Raw genomic sequence first — 755 nt, 5'->3', positions numbered from 1 at the left:
GGTGAACGCGGTAAGCACCAACATGAACTGAGACATTTTGTTGCGAGCGGGCGCCATCATCATCAAAGCAATCGCCACAGGATGAAGTGCCACAACCGCAGGTAAAGTGATTGACAATAGCTGCTCTAAACCGATGTTGGCGATAAAGCCTGACAGTACCATGGTGATGACGACACAGCTTTTGTAGTTCACTTTGCTAAAGGTGTTGTCATAGAACTCGCTGCCTGCGGTTGTTACGCCAATCGCTGTGGTTAAACAGGCCAATACCATGACTGCACCCAACAACACCGAGCCAAACGCACCAAAGTGGTTGAAGGTGAACGCCGTTAAAATATCGCCACCATTGCTAAACTCTGAACCTAAGTAAGAGCTAGTGGAACCGATGTAAGACAACGAAATGTAAACAAACGCCATCGCGACAGCGTACATTAAGGCTGCAATTAGAGTGTATTTCGCCGTTGCTTTCGGGCAGTCCACTCCCATGCTGCGAATAGCACGGAAAATGATCCAACCAAAGCCAATTGAGCCTAACGCATCCATCGTCATGTACCCTTGCGTCAAACCTTCTGCAAACGCACCACTCACGTATGGGCCACTGGCTTGTGTCAACTCACCTGCTGGGTAAATCAAGGCAGTGACAGACATGATGATCAAAATCGCCATTAACGCCGGTGTTAGGATTTTGCCTAAGTTATCAACCAACTTACCTGGGTAAAGCGCAAACCAAATGGTTGCTACACAAAAGGCAATCGTAA

Annotated in this window: 1 protein-coding gene; it reads right to left on the bottom strand. The window is 47.8% G+C overall.

Annotated elements, in window-relative coordinates; translation table 11 throughout:
* A partial coding sequence (locus R7040_RS26105; protein ID WP_318097526.1) for a branched-chain amino acid transport system II carrier protein occupies nt 1-755 on the bottom strand: 755 nt, incomplete at both ends.

It is taken from the genome of Vibrio sp. 1069 (genome assembly GCF_033340555.1).
This window is presented reverse-complemented; position numbering and strand designations above follow the sequence as displayed.